This window comes from Vibrio sp. Evd11, from assembly GCF_900382755.1.
Classification (GTDB): Bacteria; Pseudomonadota; Gammaproteobacteria; order Enterobacterales; family Vibrionaceae; genus Vibrio; species Vibrio lentus.
The window spans coordinates 128,485-144,918 of sequence record NZ_OSDX01000009.1 but is presented as its reverse complement, the minus strand read 5'-3'; the positions used below and the strand labels follow the sequence as shown (position 1 = coordinate 144,918).

General features: G+C 47.7%; 4 protein-coding genes. All 4 read left to right on the top strand.

The window, feature by feature from the left end; translation table 11 throughout:
- Positions 1-391: 391 nt before the first annotated feature.
- The 4 genes from ED652_RS24140 to ED652_RS06210 are packed head-to-tail and all read left to right on the top strand — an operon-like array spanning position 392 to position 16,429.
- The gene (locus ED652_RS24140; protein WP_017098773.1) at positions 392-583 is read left to right on the top strand and encodes a hypothetical protein; all 192 of its coding nucleotides are present in this window, start codon (positions 392-394) and stop codon (positions 581-583) included.
- A complete protein-coding gene (locus tag ED652_RS06220) occupies positions 583-8,448 on the top strand; it encodes a type I polyketide synthase (RefSeq protein ID WP_122053875.1) in 7,866 nt (2,621 codons plus the stop codon). Before ED652_RS24140 ends, ED652_RS06220 begins: the two co-directional genes overlap by 1 nt.
- Positions 8,448-10,490, top strand: coding sequence for a PfaB family protein (locus tag ED652_RS06215; RefSeq protein ID WP_122053873.1), 2,043 nt, complete (start codon positions 8,448-8,450; stop codon positions 10,488-10,490). The genes ED652_RS06220 and ED652_RS06215 overlap by 1 nt, the downstream gene beginning before the upstream one ends.
- Entirely contained in the window at positions 10,487-16,429 is a 5,943-nt protein-coding gene (locus ED652_RS06210; RefSeq protein WP_122053872.1) for a beta-ketoacyl synthase N-terminal-like domain-containing protein, read from the top strand. Before ED652_RS06215 ends, ED652_RS06210 begins: the two co-directional genes overlap by 4 nt.
- The last annotated feature ends 5 nt before the right edge of the window (positions 16,430-16,434 follow it).

The window sequence follows — 16,434 nt, the reverse complement described above, 5'->3', positions numbered from 1 at the left end:
AACTAATTTTTCAAATAATAACAAATTAAAACACAGATCACACTTAGCCTTACACAAGAGGCATCCATTAAATGTTACTTACAAAAATATGACATAGATCTCACCAAGTCAAAATATAGAGTAAAAACACTAAAAAACAACCCATACCCATTAATTATCAATAAGTTAATTAAATTAAAAATACAAAAATCAAAACCATGCCAAATTCATCTGGTCTGAACAGATCATAGTGGCCTCTGGGAGCATTGTATCGACCACTCACCTCGGGTAGCCTGCTCAACCATTAAACAAATTCACACGTTTTCTTTGCGGATACCGACTTGTCGTTTAGTCAGACTTTGAACAGGATTTTAATGGACATCGCCTCAACATTTGAATGCCACCGTCGCGCATGAAACACCTCCCCTACTCTCGTAAGTCAACGCACTTCGAAAAACTAATTTCTATCTGGTTGCCGCCACTCAGCAACCTGAATTTTCAGCTGCGCTTCCCTAAGTCTGTTTCAGATTTTCTTTCTATAGCTTTAAAAGCGCAGCCTCAAAACACGACATCACTTTCTGTGATTTCTAGTGGAGACTCATAATGAGCCAACCCGAGACAAATACACCGGAATCAGTCGACGATTCTCGACTGAATAAACGCCTTAAAGATATGCCTGTCGCTATCGTTGGTATGGCGAGCATGTTTGCAAACTCTCGCTACCTGAATAAATTTTGGGATCTTATCAGCGAAAAGATCGATGCGATTACTGAAGTACCAGATACGCACTGGCGTCCAGAAGATTACTACGATTCAGATCGTACTACGCCAGACAAGTCTTACTGTAAGCGCGGTGGTTTCATCCCAGAAGTAGACTTCAACCCTATGGAGTTCGGTCTTCCGCCAAATATCCTAGAACTGACTGATACCTCACAGCTGCTTTCTCTGATCGTTGCAAAAGAAGTACTTGAAGATGCCAAGCTGCCTGAAGGCTACGATCGCGATAAGATCGGTATCACGCTCGGTGTTGGTGGTGGTCAGAAGATCGCTCAAAGCCTAAATGCTCGTCTTCAATACCCTGTTTTGAAAAAAGTCTTCAAGAGCAGTGGTATCAGCGACGATGACAGCGAAATGCTGATCAAAAAATTCCAAGACCAATACATCCACTGGGAAGAGAACTCATTCCCAGGTTCATTGGGTAACGTAATATCAGGTCGTATTGCTAACCGGTTTGACCTTGGTGGCATCAACTGTGTAGTAGATGCTGCGTGTGCAGGTTCTCTAGCCGCAATGCGTATGGCTCTAAGTGAGCTGGTTGAAGGCCGCAGTGAAATGATGATCACAGGTGGTGTGTGTACTGATAACTCGCCAACCATGTACATGAGCTTCTCTAAAACACCTGCGTTTACCACCAATGAAACCATTCAACCTTTCGACATCGACTCAAAAGGCATGATGATTGGTGAAGGTATCGGTATGGTTGCTCTGAAGCGCCTTGAAGATGCAGAGCGCGACGGCGACAGAATTTACTCCGTGATAAAAGGTGTCGGTTCTTCTTCGGATGGTAAGTTCAAGAGTATTTACGCACCTCGCCCTGAAGGACAAGCAAAAGCACTGAAACGTGCTTACGATGATGCTGGTTTCGCACCGCACACACTTGGCCTTTTAGAAGCGCACGGTACAGGTACTGCAGCGGGCGATGTGGCTGAATTTGGTGGCTTAAACTCGGTATTCAGTGAGAACAATGAAGAGAAGCAACACATTGCGTTAGGCTCTGTGAAATCTCAAATTGGTCACACTAAATCAACCGCGGGTACTGCCGGTTTAATCAAAGCTGCATTAGCACTGCACCACAAAGTACTGCCGCCAACGATTAACGTATCGGCTCCGAATCCTAAGCTGGATATCGAGAACTCACCGTTCTACCTAAACACACAAACGCGTCCTTGGATGAAGCGTGTCGACGGCACACCGCGCCGTGCAGGCATCAGCTCGTTTGGATTTGGTGGCACGAACTTCCATGTAGTATTGGAAGAGTACACACCAGAACACGCTCGCGGTGACAAATACCGTCAACGCCAAGTACCGCAAACTCTGTTATTCAGCGCGGAATCTCGTCAAGCACTGATCAATGAGCTCAAGCAGGTTTCAACTCAAGCTGCAGATGCCGCATTCAAACTAGCCGCATTCAAACTAGAAGCGCTTGCTGAGCAGCACGCTCTACGCGAAGTAGACGCTAAGCACGCTCGCCTTGGTTTAGTTGTAACTGACCAAGCAGACCTTCAAACACAACTGACTCAAGCGGTTTCTATGCTTGAGGGCCAAACCAAAGCACATTGGCAAATGCCAAACGGTACTAGCTACCGTGAGTCGGCACTGATTGCTGAAAACGGTGCTGGTAAAGTGGCTGCATTATTTGCTGGTCAAGGTTCGCAATACCTAAACATGGGTCGCGAGCTTGCTTGTCACTACCCAGAGATGCGTCAACAGCTTGCTCAAGCGGATCAGGTATTTGGTCAGCACAAGAAAACGGCTCTGTCGCAAATTCTGTTCCCAATTCCAACTTTCACACCAGAAGCAACCAAAGCTCAAGAAGCTGTGTTAACCAATACGGCCAATGCTCAAAGTGCGATTGGTACTGTGTCTATGGGTCAGTTCGACATCATGACTCAAGCTGGCTTCAAAGCCGACATGGTCGCAGGACACAGCTTTGGTGAGCTAAGTGCACTATGTGCATCGGGTGTTATCTCGCAAGACGATTACTACCAGCTAGCTTTCGCTCGTGGCGATGCGATGGCAGCGACACCAGAACAAGGCGACAGCGGTACTATGTTTGCGGTCATCCTAGACGCAGACAAACTTCCAGCCGTTGAAAGCTGCATCAGCCAATTCGAAGGCGTGAGCATTGCCAACTACAACGCTCCGACTCAACTGGTTATTGCAGGTCCAACTGCGACGGTTCAACAAGCAGCACAAGCGCTAACAGAACAAGGCTTCAAGGCGATTGCTCTGCCAGTGTCTGGTGCTTTCCACACACCGCTTGTTGCTCACGCTCAAAAACCATTTGCTTCTGCAATTGATAAAGCTTCATTCAGCGCTCCAACGCTGCCGCTTTACTCGAACGCAACGGGCAAACTGCACAGCAAAGACGCTAAAGCGATCAAGAAAGCGTTCAAGCAACACATGCTGCAATCGGTTCGTTTCAGCGAGCAAATTGAAGCGATGTATGAAGCCGGTGCGCGTGTATTCGTTGAGTTCGGTCCGAAGAACATTCTTCAAAAGCTGGTTGAGAAAACATTGGCTGATAAGAACGAAGAGCTTTACGCAATCAGCATCAACCCAAGCCCTAAAGGCGACAGTGACCAACAGCTTCGTTTAGCTGCAGTTCAACTGTGCGTGGCAGGTGTTTCATTAGACAACATTGACCCTTACCAAGCTGACATTGCTGAACCTGCAAAGGCATCACCAATGAACATCAAGCTGAATGCAACCAACTACATCAGCCCTGCTACTCGTAAGAAAATGGATCAATCATTGGCTTCGGGCAACGTCACCGAAAAGACTGAGATTGTTGAAGTGAAAGTTGAAGTCGAGAAAATCGTGGAAAAAGAAGTGATTAAAACAGAAATTGTTGAAGTACCTGTGGCTGCTCCTCAAGCTTCAAATGTACAACAGTCAGTTGCAGCAGCACCAAGTGCACAAGTAGCTCAGCAACCTCAAGTGGCGCAAGCTGCACCAGCGACTATTCAGCCAGCAGCTCAAGTAACGGTTGATGAATCTTCACTGCAATCGTTCTTCAATGCTCAACAACAAGCAGCAGAAGTACATCAGCAATTCTTGGCGATTCCTCAGCAATACGGTGACACATTCAACACCCTAATGTCTGAGCAAGCGAAAATGGCAACGGCAGGCGTAGCAATTCCTGAGAACCTGCAACGTTCTATGGAAATGTTCCACCAGCACCAAGCTGAAACGCTCAAAGCGCACGCTCATTACCTAGAGATGCAAGCGCACAGCAACAGCTCTGCACTTAATATGCTGACGCAAGGTTCAGTACAAACGGCACAACCTACCTTCGTTGCGTCTGTAAATGCTCAGCCAGTGATTCAAGCTACTCCAACAGCTATCGTTCAACAGCCTGTAGCTCAAGTACAAGCGACTCCTGTACAAGCTCAGTCTGTTCAAGCTGCACCGGTTCAAAATACAACAGCTCAACAAGCTCCAGTACAGAAAGCTGGTTCTGCACCACAAGTAGCGGCTCAAGCGGCAGCGCCTGTTGCAGCTCAACCTGTGCCAGTTAAAGCGCAACCAGCTCCTGTGGCTGCACCAGTAGCAGTGCAATCAGCCGATGCTGAAAAAGTGATGCTAGAAGTAGTTGCTGAGAAAACGGGTTACCCAACGGAAATGCTTGATCTAGAAATGGACATGGAAGCAGACCTTGGTATCGACTCAATCAAGCGCGTAGAGATCCTTGGTACCGTTCAAGATGAAATGCCGAACCTACCTGAGCTGAACCCTGAAGATTTAGCTGAGTGTCGTACTCTTGGTGAAATCGTCGAGTACATGAACAGTAAAAGCATGAACAGCAAGATGCCAGCATCAGCGCCTGTGGCAGCACAGCCAAGCGCAACTGCTCCTGTTCAAGCTGCTAACGGTCTTGATGCGAAAGTCGTTCAACAAACCATGCTAGAAGTGGTTGCTGAGAAGACAGGTTACCCAACAGAAATGCTTGATCTAGAAATGGATATGGAAGCAGACCTTGGCATCGACTCAATCAAACGTGTTGAGATTCTTGGTACGGTTCAAGATGAACTGCCTACTCTTCCAGAGCTAAACCCTGAAGACCTAGCTGAGTGTCGCACTCTAGGTGAAATTGTTGCCTACATGAACAGCAAGCTTCCAGCGTCTGCACCGGTTGCAGCACAAATCGAAGTAGTTGCTCCGGTAACATCTAACAACGGACTAGATGCCGCTGTCGTTCAGAAAACCATGTTAGAAGTGGTCGCTGAGAAGACAGGCTACCCGACTGAAATGCTAGACCTAGCAATGGACATGGAAGCTGACCTTGGTATCGACTCAATCAAGCGTGTTGAAATTCTAGGTACGGTTCAAGACGAGCTACCGACTCTTCCAGAGCTAAACCCTGAAGATCTCGCTGAGTGTCGTACTCTTGGCGAAATCGTTGCTTACATGAATAGCAAGCTTCCAGCTTCTGCTCCAGTAGCTGCTCAAGCATCTGCTCCAGTACAAGCAGTATCAAACGGTTTAAACGCAGAACAAGTTCAAGGCACAATGCTAAGCGTAGTGGCTGATAAAACGGGCTACCCAACAGAAATGCTTGATCTAGCAATGGACATGGAAGCAGACCTTGGCATCGACTCAATCAAACGTGTTGAGATCCTTGGAACAGTTCAAGACCAGCTACCAACATTGCCAGAGCTGAACCCTGAAGATCTAGCTGAGTGTCGTACTCTTGGCGAAATCGTTGACTACATGAACAGCAAATTAGCTCCTAGTTCAGAAGCTGCGACAGTCGCTCCAGAAACAGCTACAGCCGCTGTAGAAAGCGCAAGTAACGACCTAAACCCTGATCATGTTCAATCAACCATGATGGAAGTGGTTGCCGACAAAACAGGTTACCCAGCAGAAATGCTCGACCTAGCGATGGACATGGAAGCAGACCTTGGTATCGACTCTATCAAACGTGTTGAGATTCTAGGTACAGTTCAAGACCAGCTACCAACGCTGCCAGAACTAAACCCTGAAGACCTAGCTGAGTGTCGTACGCTTGGTGAAATCGTTACTTACATGCAAAGCAAGCTATCCGCTGTTGCACCGGTAGCAACTCCAAAAGCTGAATCGGTAACGCCTATCGCAGAAACAGCGACAGCGGAACTTCCTCCACACAATGAGGTAGCGCTAAAAAAGCTACCAGCGGCAGATAAACTCGTCGATTGTTTCTCAAAAGACGCTTGCGTCGTGATCACAGATGATGGTCACAACGCTGGTGTTCTAGCAGAAAAGTTGACCGCTAACGGCATTCAAGTTGCCGTAGTGCGTAGTGCCCTTTCTGCCGCGTCACCTTTAAACAGTGAAATCGCAAGCTACACGCTCAACAGCGTCGATGATGCTGGTGTGATTACAGTTATTAACGACATTGAAGCAGACCTTAAAACGTCGAACAAAGTGATTGCTGGCTTCATTCATTTACAAGCTATCGTTGATGCGAAACAAAGCAACGAGCAAGCGGTTAACTTGAATGCAGACTCAAGAGCTTCACTAACCACAGCGTTCTTATTCGCGAAGCACCTAAATGGCCAACTGAATGCCGTTTCTGGTCGTAGTGTGTTCTTCACACTAAGCCGTATCGATGGTGGCTTTGGTTACCTAGATACTAAGCAACTAGCGAATGCAGAACTTAACCAAGCAGCACTGTCTGGTCTAACTAAGACACTGAGCCATGAATGGTCAAACGTGTTCTGCCGTGCATTGGATGCTGACGTTTCTATTGATGCTCGTCACCTAGCTGAAGCTATCACAAGCGAACTGTTCGATATCGATACCAACACGGTTGAAATCGGCCTTAGCCATGCAGAAAACGGGGAATCTGGTCGTTCAACATTGATTGCGGCAACACCGGGTGCTGCACAAACGAAGAACACAGGCGCTCAACTCACCAAGAGCGACAAAATTCTCGTAACTGGTGGCGCTAAAGGCGTGACGTTTGAATGTGCACTGACGCTTGCTAAGCAATGTAAGTCTCACTTCATTCTTGCAGGTCGTAGTAAGCATATTACTTCAGCTGAGCTACCTCAGTGGGCACAAGGCAAGCAAGAGAAAGAGCTAAAACCAGCGGCTATCGCTCACCTACAAGCAACAGGTGACAAACCAACGCCGAAGAAAGTTGATGCTTTGCTGAAACCTGTATTAAGCAGCCTTGAAATCAACGCAGCACTTGCCGCTTTCAACGAGATTGGCGCGAGCGCTGAGTACCTAAGCCTAGATGTGTCGAACCATGAGTCAGTAGCGAAAACGCTGGCGAATTTCGACGGTATCACGGGGCTTATCCACGGCGCAGGCGTACTGGCTGACAAGCACATTCAAGATAAAACACTCGATGAACTGAACATGGTTTACGGCACCAAAGTGGGCGGACTAGAAGCGGTTCTTGGTGGTCTTGATAGCAGCAAGCTAAAACTGATTGCGATGTTCTCTTCGGCGGCGGGTTTCTACGGAAACACTGGCCAAAGTGATTACTCGATGTCTAACGAGATCCTAAACAAAGCGGCTCTACAATTGTCTGCTCGCAACCCTCAAGCGAAAGTGATGAGCTTCAACTGGGGACCGTGGGACGGTGGCATGGTTAACGCAGCACTGAAACGTATGTTCACAGAGCGCGGTGTGTACGTAATTCCTCTTCAGGCAGGTGCAGAGCTGTTTAGTTCTCAACTACTGAACGAAACTGGCATTCAGCTGCTGGTTGGTACGAGCATGCAAGGTTCTGACAACAAGGAAGCTGCTGTAAAAAAGCTTAATGCGGAGTCTGTGCATCTTGCAAAGAGTCCGCTGAATACAAGCATCACTGTGACACGTCATCTTGATCCTAAGGCTTTGCCTTTCATTCAAGATCACTGCATTGCCGGTAACCCAGTGTTACCGACAGTGTGTGCCATCCAATGGATGCGTGAAGTGGCAGAGCAACTGTTAGGGGTGAACGTTAGCGTTCACAACTACAAACTGCTTAAGGGTGTGATTTTTGATACTGATAAAGTGCAAGAGCTAAAACTGGTTCTTTCCTCTGATGCTAAATCAAAAGATCAGCTAAAAGCGGTGATCAGTTGCCAAGAGCGACCACAGTATCAAGCTCAGTTGCAAGTTGCCTCTGTGCAAGTGTCTGAAGATGTTCAACAAGCGTCAGAAAAGCGCTTTGAAGCCAACACTCCAGCACCTGTAACAACGGCACAAGATCTATACAGCGACGGCACTCTGTTTCACGGACCAAGACTGCAAGGTATTACCTCAGTTGAACGCTTTGACGACTTAGGCTTACTGGCTCAGTGCCAATTGCCTCAGATTGAAAACAGCGACTGCGGATCATTTATTCCTAAGCAAGGTTTTGGCGATAGTCAGCCATTTGCTGAAGATTATCTGTTGCAAGCAATGCTGGTATGGGCTCGATTGAAATACGGCGCGGCAAGCCTACCGTCTGCAATCAGTGAGTTTGTTTGTTACGCACCGATGCACAATGGTGACCAAGGTTGGCTAGAGCTGAGCGTGATAAAAAGCACGGCTCGTTCGCTGCAAGCTGATATCTCGCTTTACCACCAGGATGGTCGTTTAAGCGCAGTAATGAAAGGTGCAAAAGTCACCATCAGCAAGAGCTTAAACGACGCATTTTTGCCGAAGTCTAGCTCAGCAGTATCGAAGAAAGAGGCTACTAAGAACGCAGAAAAGGAGCAATTGTCATAGTGACTGTTCCTTCTAATAAAGCGATGCCATTGCGCATCGCTCTTTTAGCTCAGCCAGCAAACGCGGCTGAGCTTTCTGCCGACTTATTCCCCTCGTTCCCAGACATGATAACTGTTGTGGTTGATGGCAATTTTAATCAAGCACTTAGCCGTGCGATTGAGACTGTAAATCAAGGCACTGCTGTTAAACTCTGTTTGGATTCTCACTCACCATCATTGTTGATGTTAAGTGCGTTGAATGCTGCTCAGAATAAGATTCACCCACACGCGAATTTAGCGGGCTTTGCCGAAACTCTCGATCTAAATAATGGAGATAGCGTTCAGCTTGCTCTAGAGATGTCACGCCGCCCCGCTTCAGATTTAAGCCATCAACAGCAATACTCAACCCTATCTGCTTCGCAGCAGTTTGATGAATTGTTGAATATGGTTAATGCGATATCGAGCCGTTCATTACCTAACCATTACTGGTTCACTGAGCCGAACAAAGCGCGTGTTGCATCATTGACCTTCAATGACAATAGCCAAAAATCCACCAGCCTGATATTGACTCAAGCGACAGGTTTGCAAGAACCAAAACCCTTGCTATCAAGCGAGCGTTTGATGTTTGTGGTTTCAGGCAACGAACAAGCCGATTTGGTTTATCAGCTAGCTTCACTAAGAGCAGAGCTTAAATGCGTTAACGACTCAGAGGACAGCGAACTTGCTATCGCCAGCTTAATGCATTCAAACCTAAGCCACTTTCAAAGCGTTCAGCACAATGCAGGACTTAGCGCGAACATCGTGATTCAAGCGGCTTCAATCGATGCTGCACTACAAGAGATCACAGCGCTAGAAAATGCGTTGCCAAAAGTAATGGCTGACAATAACCAATACAAAACGCCAGCGGGCAGTTGTTTCTCACCGAAGCCTCAAAGCAAAGGTGGCGTTGCATTTGTTTACCCTGGTGTTGGCACGGTTTATCCCGGTATGTTGCGTGAATTTCACCACCATTTCCCACAGTTATTTGCCCGCTTAGAGCGCGAAGGTAACTTGAAAGAGATGCTACAGGCTGAAAAAACCTATGCTGACGATGCGCAAGAAATGTCGCTCAGTGAGCTGGCAATTGCAGGTGTGGGCAGTAGTTATCTGTTAACACAACTGCTGTGTGATGAATTCAAAGTGCAGCCAGATTTCGCCTTGGGCTATTCCAAGGGTGAAGCCTCCATGTGGGCGAGCTTGAATGTTTGGAAAAACCCACATGCGCTGATTGAGATGACTCAAACTAGCCCTATTTTCACGACGGCTATTTCTGGTGAACTCACCGCAGTGCGTCAAGATTGGCAGCTGAACGGCGACGAAAGCATCCAATGGAACAGCTTTGTGGTTCGCAGTAATGCGCAAGCGATTGAGGCTCTGTTACCAGAATTCCCACGCGCTTATCTCGCTATCATCCAAGGTGACACTTGCGTACTGGCAGGTTGTGAAAGCACATGTCGTGCATTGCTCAAGAAACTGGGTAAACGTGGCATTGCCGCTAATCGTGTTACTGCAATGCACACCACACCAGCACTAAGCCAGCATAGCCAAGTACGCGATTTTTACACACAACCACTGTTCGGCGAGTTGCCAAAGCATATCCGCTTTATCAGCGCAGCCGGTCTACCGACTGGCGCACCAATCAATATCGACAGCGACAGCATCGCCCTTTCGATTGCCGACACCTTCTGTTCAACGTTAGATTTCACCGCGTTGATCCAGAGTGCGCGTCAACAAGGTGCTCGCCTGTTTGTCGAAGTCGGTGCCGATCGTCAAACCAGCACATTGATCGACAAGATCAATCGTAGCGACAACGTAGCCGACCAATACTGCACAATCGCTTCCAATGCCAAAGGCGGTGACGATGTTGTCACGCTCATCAAATGCATTGGTCAGCTCATTACTCATCAAATCCCACTGTCTGTCGAGCCACTAATTCAAGGGCTAGAACAACAGATCACCGCCGCTAAGCAATTAAGTGGTGTGTCTAAAGGTAGCGCAGTGAATCATCAAGGAGAGCTAGTATGAGTTCTCAATCGAACCAGTATCAGGCTCAAGCTAAGAATAACCAGCAAGTGAAGTGCAATAAGATCGCGATTGTTGGTATTGCTAATCAATACCCAGAAGCGGATACGCCAAAAGACTTTTGGCATAACTTGCTGAATAAAAAAGATTCTCGCACCACATTAAGCGCTGAAAAGTTAGGTGCTAAACCTGAAAGCTATCAGGGCGTGCAAGGCGAATCAGACCGCTTTTACTGTGACAAAGGCGGCTACATCGAAAATTTCAATTTCGATAGTAATGGCTACCGCTTAACAGCAGAATCATTCGACGGTGTTGACCAGAGTTTCCTATGGGCTTTGGATACCAGTCGTAAGGCGTTAGTCGACGCCGGCATTGATTTAAATGCCGATGTTTTAGAGCGCACAGGCGTGATCATGGGTGCCCTTTCGTTCCCAACCACACGCTCAAACGACCTGTTTCTGCCGATGTATCATTCAGTGGTCGAAAAAGCACTACAAGCTAAATTAGCTAATGACCAGTTTTCACTGCTACCAACCAATGAAACCGCGCAAAACCTCAATCCTATCAATGGTGCTGCAGCACATAACGCCTCTAAGTTAGTGGCTGATGCATTGGGTTTAGGCAACGTGCAACTTAGCCTAGACGCGGCATGTGCAAGCTCAGTGTATTCATTGAAGTTAGCGTGTGATTACTTGAACACAGGCAAAGCCGACATGATGTTGGCAGGCGCGGTATCCGGTGCTGACCCATTCTTTATCAACATGGGTTTTTCGATCTTCCACGCTTACCCTGACCACGGTGTGTCGGTTCCGTTTGATAGCAACAGTAAAGGGCTGTTTGCTGGCGAAGGTGCGGGTGTTTTAGTCCTAAAACGCTTAGCTGATGCAGAGCGTGATGGCGACAATATTTACGCAGTCGTCAGCGGTATTGGCTTGTCGAACGATGGCCGTGGCCAGTTCGTATTAAGCCCAAACAGCAAGGGACAAGTACAAGCCTTTGAACGCGCTTACTTGGCTTCAAACCTAACACCAGACAGTATCGAAGTGATTGAGTGTCACGCAACCGGCACACCATTAGGTGACAAGGTTGAGTTAACCTCAATGGAGCGTTTCTTTGCTGACAAATTGAATGGTTCTAACCCGCCATTGATTGGCTCTGCGAAGTCCAACCTCGGTCACTTGCTGACTGCGGCAGGCATGCCGGGGATCATGAAGATGATCTTTGCGATGAAAGAAGGTGTGCTTCCGCCAAGTATTAACTTGGACAAACCACTGTCTTCGCCAGAAGGTTTATTTGGCTCACAGACTCTACCAACTCAGGTCCAACCTTGGCCAAGTAAAGCGGGCAACCCAGAGCGCTGCGCGGGTGTTTCTGTATTTGGTTTCGGTGGTTGTAACGCTCACTTACTGCTTGAAGCGTATTCAGACACTCGTCATGTAAACCAGACTTTAGAGTCGGCTTCTCCAAGCCTACAACCGTCTAATTTAAGCATTACAGGCCTCGCGTCTCACTTCGGTTCTCTGCAAAGTATCAATGCACTGAGCACTGCGATTGAAACCAACAACGATGCTTTCATTGCTTTGCCTAAGAAACGCTGGAAAGGCTTAGACCAACATCCAGAACTCCTGAATCAGTTTGGTTTACCCGGCATTCCAAACGGAGCCTACATCGATCAATTCGATCTCGATTTCCTTCGCTTCAAAGTGCCGCCAAATGAAGATGACCGTTTGATCTCTCAGCAGTTGCTACTGATGAAAGTCGCAGACGAAGCCATCAAAGATGCCAAGCTTGTTGCAGGCCAAAAGGTTGCGGTTTTAGTCGCGATGGAAACTGAGCTTGAGATGCACCAATTCCGTGGACGCGTAAACCTGCATAGCCAACTGGCAGACAGCTTTGCCAACATGGGTATCGAACTAACTCAAGACGAATACCAAGCGCTAGAAACCATCGCGATGGACAGTGTGATGGACGCAGCCAAGCTGAACCAATACACCAGTTTCATCGGCAACATCATGGCTTCGCGTATCTCTTCATTGTGGGACTTTAACGGCCCTGCCTTTACGATTTCAGCCGCTGAACAATCAGTTGCTCGTTGTATCGATGTCGCGCAAAACCTAATGTCGCAAGAGTCGATGGACGCCGTTGTGATTGCCGCCGTCGACCTAAGCGGCAGTGCGGAACATGTGATTCTGAAGAACAGCATGAGCCCAGTGTCACTTGCTCCAAAATTCGGACAACCGCAAGACGGCAGTTGGAATGTGGGCGAAGGCGCAGGTGCAATTGTTCTTGTGGAAGAAGGTCGAGTAGCGAGCAACCAAGATACGGCTTACGGCAGCATCAACGCATTAGCCTTTGGCTCAAGCGAGCGTAACAACGCCGTTGTTGATGAGTTACTGACTCAAGTCGGTATGAGCTCGAACGATGTTTCTCTGCTTGAGCTTAACCATGCACCAGAGTCTTCGTCTCATCAGTTTTCATCTCTAAGTTTAGGGAACACAAAGACGACTCAAGCAAGTCAACGTGTTGGTCACTGCTCTGCAGCCTCTGGCATGGCAAGCCTGCTACACGGTCTGCTCAACCTGAACCTTGAGTCTCTGGATCCAAATATCAGCTCTAAGAGCGCGATGGTTGCCAACATCAGCGAAGGACAATGTTCACAGCTGCTACTAAGCCAATCGAGTGTTGAATCTCAATCACTTTCCGTTCGTTTAAGCAGTGAACTGGCGAGTGATGCTAAACGTCAATTGGTTAAGCAAGTGACTCTTGGTGGTCGCGATATCTATCAACATATTGCCCAAACCCCAGTGACTAACTTAGCAACGATTCAACAGAAAGCTTCTGGTAAACAAGCAGCAAGAGTCGCGTCGGTTCCAACGACAGCAAGCATTCAAGCAGCTCTTGTGCAAAAAGAGTTAGAGAAGAAAGCATTAGCGCAGAACGCGGTAGAGCCAGTCATCGAAACTCCTACATCAGTATCCCCTACTCTGGCGCCAACTCGCCACAGTCAGCTAACAGGTAACCACAGCAATATGACTCATGTCCTATCCGCTAAAAATGGCGAATCGAATATCGACGCTAATACGGATGCAGCATTACAGCCGTCTGTAACACCACACAACCAAGCTTTTGCTCAAAACCAGCAAGCGGCGCAGCAAGTACACAAAGCATTCCTGCACACTCGTGCCCAAGGCATGCAGATGGCTGATGCGCTATTAAAAGCACAGCTAAACGCAGTGACATCTGGTTTAGATAGCAATGCCATTTCTCTACAAACGAATGGTCAACAAACGACTGGTCAGCAAACATCAGCTCAGCCTGTTCAAACTCAACCAGCTCAGGTTCAGTCAGCGCCGGTAAACGCACTTGCGACACCTGCACCAGTAAAACCTATCCGTAAACCATGTATCTGGGATTACGATGATTTGGTTGAATACGCGGAAGGCGACATCGCCAACGTATTTGGCCCTGACTACGCGATCATCGATAGCTACTCGCGCCGCGTTCGCCTACCAACCACCGACTACCTACTGGTATCTCGTGTAACTAAGCTAAACGCGACCGTTAACGAGTATAAGCCAAGCACAATGACCACCGAATACGACATCCCAGTTGATGCGCCGTATCTTGTTGATGGTCAGATCCCTTGGGCTGTTGCAGTTGAATCTGGTCAGTGTGATCTAATGCTGATCAGCTACTTAGGTATCGATTTTGAAAACAAAGGCGAGCGAGTTTATCGCCTGCTTGATTGTACGCTGACTTTCCTTGGTGACTTGCCTCGTGGTGGCGATACGCTGCGTTACGATATCTCAATCAACAACTTTGCTCGCAATGGCGACACGTTGCTGTTCTTCTTCTCGTACGAATGTTTCGTTGGCGACAAGATGATCCTGAAAATGGATAACGGCTGTGCAGGCTTCTTCACTGATGAAGAGCTAGCAGATGGCAAAGGTGTGATTCACACTGAAGATGAAATTAAGGCGCGTAAGCTTGCAACTAAGCAACGCTTCGACCCTATGTTGCATTGCCCTAAAACGCAGTTTAACCACCAAGAATTACGTCATCTACTGACTGCTAACATTGCAGAGTGTTTTGGCCCAACTCACCAATCCAATAGCCACCAGCCTTCTCTATGCTTCAGCTCAGAGAAGTTCATGATGATCGAAAAGGTTAGCCATGTTGAACCACAAGGTGGCACATGGGGACTTGGTCTGATTGAAGGTCACAAGCAACTAGAGCCTGAGCACTGGTACTTCCCTTGTCACTTCAAAGATGATTCAGTAATGGCTGGCTCTTTGATGGCAGAAGGTTGTGGTCAACTGCTTCAGTTCTTCATGATGCACCTTGGCATGCACACGCTTGTCCAAAATGGTCGTTTCCAACCACTTGAAAATGCCCCTCAACAAGTACGCTGTCGTGGTCAAGTTCTACCACAATCGGCAGAACTGACTTACCGCATGGAAGTGACTGAGATTGGTCTGAGCCCTCGCCCATACGCAAAAGCCAACATCGATATTTTGCTGAACGGCAAAGTGATTGTTGATTTCCAAAACTTGGGTGTGATGATCAAAGAAGACGACGAATGTACTCGTTACCTACCTTCTTTAGAAACAGCTGTCGCGACCCCTGTTATCGAAAACTTGGGCCATACGCCAGCAATGAACCAACAAGCTTCAGCAAATGCGCCATTGATGGCTCAAATTGAAGACCTAGAAACTGCACCAAACAAAGGTGTCGTTCCTCTTCAACACGTTGAAGCTCCGATAACGCCTGATTACCCGAACCGCACACCCGATACGGTTCCATTCACGCCTTATCACATGTTCGAATTCGCGACTGGCGATATCGAGAAATGTTTCGGTCCTGATTTCTCTATCTACCGTGGAATGATTCCACCACGTACTCCGTGTGGCGACCTACAGCTAACTACTCGTGTTGTTGAGATCGACGGTAAGCGTGGCGACTTCAAGAAGCCTTCATCGTGTATCGCAGAGTACGAAGTGCCAGAAAATGCATGGTACTTTGATGAAAACAGCCACCAGACCCTAATGCCTTACTCGGTATTGATGGAGATTTCACTGCAACCAAACGGCTTTATCTCTGGCTACATGGGCACAACACTGGGCTTCCCAGGTGAAGAACTGTTTTTCCGCAACCTAGATGGCAGCGGCAAAATGCTGCGTAACGTCGACTTGCGTGGCAAAACAATTACCAACGATTCTCGTCTGCTTTCAACAGTAATGATGGGCACCAACATCGTACAGAGCTTCAGCTTCGAACTGAGCACTGACGGCGTGCCTTTCTACCAAGGTACAGCGGTATTTGGTTACTTCAAGGGCGCAGCACTGAAAGATCAGCTGGGTTTGGACAACGGTAAAGTAACTCACCCTTGGCACGTTGATAACAATCGCACGCCGGATGTAAACATCAACCTACTAGACAAAACGACGCGTTACTTCAATGCACCTGTTTCTGCTGCTGGTGAAGTACAAGAGCACTACCAACTGGCTGGCGGTCGCTTGAACTTTATCGATACGGTGCAGATCACCAGCGATGGTGGTAAAGACGGTCTGGGTTACCTATACGCTGAGCGTACGATTGACCCAAGCGATTGGTTCTTCCAGTTCCACTTCCATCAAGATCCGGTAATGCCAGGCTCTCTAGGTGTCGAAGCGATCATCGAACTAATGCAAACCTACGCGCTAAACAAAGACCTTGGCGCTGGCTTCCGCAATCCGAAGTTTGGTCAAATTCAATCTGAAGTGAAGTGGAAATACCGTGGTCAGATTAACCCTCTGAACAAACAGATGTCACTGGATGTACACATCACCGCAATCAAAGACGAAGACGGCAAACGCATCATCGTTGGCGACGCAAACCTGAGCAAAGATGGTCTGCGTATTTACGAAGTGAAAGACATCGCGATTTGTATCGAAGAAGCATAAGCCTG